General features: G+C 46.3%; 2 protein-coding genes. Both read right to left on the bottom strand.

What is annotated here, in order from left to right:
* A partial coding sequence (locus tag B7X71_RS15595) for an efflux RND transporter periplasmic adaptor subunit (RefSeq protein ID WP_293601391.1) occupies nt 1-1,157 on the bottom strand: 1,157 nt, incomplete at its 3' end.
* Nucleotides 1,158-1,166: 9 nt separating this feature from the next.
* Nucleotides 1,167-2,220: TolC family protein (locus tag B7X71_RS15590; RefSeq protein ID WP_293601389.1), on the bottom strand; the 1,054-nt coding region annotated here is incomplete at its 5' end.

Genomic DNA, 2,220 nt, shown 5'->3' with positions numbered 1-2,220 from the left:
CCTTTAACAGGAATGCGACGATACACTTCGTCTCCAGCCCGAATAATTACATAACGCATCTCGCGTATGCGGACCACGGCTGTTTGTGGCACAACGATAGCATCAGCCATGCCGGTGGTGAGCTTGGCAGAGGCGTACATATCAGGACGCAAAAGGTCATCATGATTATCTATATCCGCACGAATCAATAAAGCGCGAGTTTGCGGATCAATCGTGGGAGCAATATAGTTTGCGTAAGCTACGAACTCTTTATCCGGATAGGCTTCTACCTGCAAAACTATTTTCTGACCAGACTTAATTAAGCGCAAGTCTTGTTCAAACACATTGCCCAAGAACCAGAGTTGCTTTGGATCTGCTAAGGTAGCAATCACATCACCTGAGTCCACCGCAGAACCAGGCTCCACATTCCGCTTAACCACCACACCCTTTAGGGGTGATCGCATCACTAAATTGCTTTGAGTTTTACCGGTAGCTTCAATTGTCCTGATATCACCATCGCCAGCACCAAGATTACGCATACGATTTGCGGCCGCTTGTTGGGTAATGCGAGCATCCCCAAGTAAATCACCCATGGTCTTGCTAGATTCCAATACCCTAGCTGTTTTTGATGAGAGCAAATATTCTTGCTGAGCTGAAATAAATTCTGGGCTATAGAGCTCTACTATTGGAGAACCAATATTGATCTCGGCACCATCAAAAGCGTAAATACGTTCTACCCGCCCAGGTGCGCGTGCTGATAGCACCCTAGACTTTTCAGCATTAAACGCTAGGCGACCTGGTACTTTGATATCCACGGGTACCTGTACTTTTTCTGCCGTTTGGAAGATATAGATTTCTGGGTTCAGCTTGACGCCAGGAAGCCTTAACTCCAAGACGCCACTCTTCTCTATTTTGAGGGCCTTATCAGAAGCCTCAATCTTCACATTGCGATTGACATTGGTAATCCGACCTAAAACAATACCCATCGATAGGATGGCAAATGCAAAAGCGGCTAAGCGGACACGGTAGCGATTTTGGGGACTGAGGTTCCAGTACAGACCAGCAATACTAGCGAGTGCCACATGTAATCTATGCCCACCAAAGTGCATAGCCTTTTCAGCAATGGGCTTAGCTTTATCACCAAGCTGTTTTAGAAAAGAAAGAATTTTGTCTTTCAATACAACTCCTTAAAAAGGTTCTTTGCCAGATGTAGCTAGCAACACGGCTTGCGCTTGAAGTAGATTGCTCTCTGCTAAGGCTAATTGAACTTCGAGGCTACGCAATTGGGTTTGTGCCGTCAGCAAATCGTTAAATCCCTGACCATTATTTGAGTACTGAGTTAAGCCGACTTTATAAGCAGCATCTGCTTGTGGAACTTGGCGCTCTTTGAGAAATTGCGCCTGATTCTTGGCTTGCTCATATGTGGCATAAGCACCATTAACCGCCAACACAATTTGTTGTCGATTAGAAATATTGCCAGCTTCAGCTGCCGCTTGATTGCGCTGCGCCTGCTCTACCCCATACTTTTCTTTGGTAAAGAAATACAGTGGAATAATCAAATCCAATTCAAACTGGTAGTACATCGCGCCATTATTCGCCGAGAACGGCCCCCTTGGCGTGAATGAAGAACCAATTACTTGAAAGTCAGGTAGGTAGGCTTTCTTGGCAAGATCTACGCCTTTGCGAGCAGCCTCAAGCTGTAATGCTGAGCTCTTCAATGAGGGGTGACTGGTTTCGGCATAGTCTTCCAACTCCAGCAACGTTGGAACGCTGCTGATGGCACGACGGACGTCACCGCGCAAGATCAACTTTTCTCTTGAGTGGCGGCCTATCAAGGTATTAATGTTGTGCAATGAGACCGATAGCTGGCGCTCTACAATAAATTGATCTGCTTGAGCAGCACTTTGCGCCACTTGTGCGTTGAGATATTCAACATAAGCAGCGGCATTATTAGAGTAGCGCGCTTTGGCAACATTCTTAATCATCTCCAAACGCATTACCGATTCCTTGAGAACCTGCAACTGTTTCTGGGATGCTAACGCTCCGTAATACAGAGTAGATAGTTGAGCACCCAACTGCAGGTAGGTCGATTCGCTTTGAGCTAAAAGTGCTTCCGCATTGGTATTGGCAATATCGGATGCCAAGCTTTTCTTACCTGGAAACTGAAATGGTTGGGCAAGCGTAATGGCATTATTACTGCTGATCCCATTTGGGTATTGTGATGTCGGCGCATTTGCGCCA

This window comes from Polynucleobacter sp. 39-46-10, assembly GCF_002282275.1.
The sequence above is the reverse complement of the archived record's forward strand: the minus strand, read 5'-3'. Positions and strand labels throughout refer to the sequence as shown.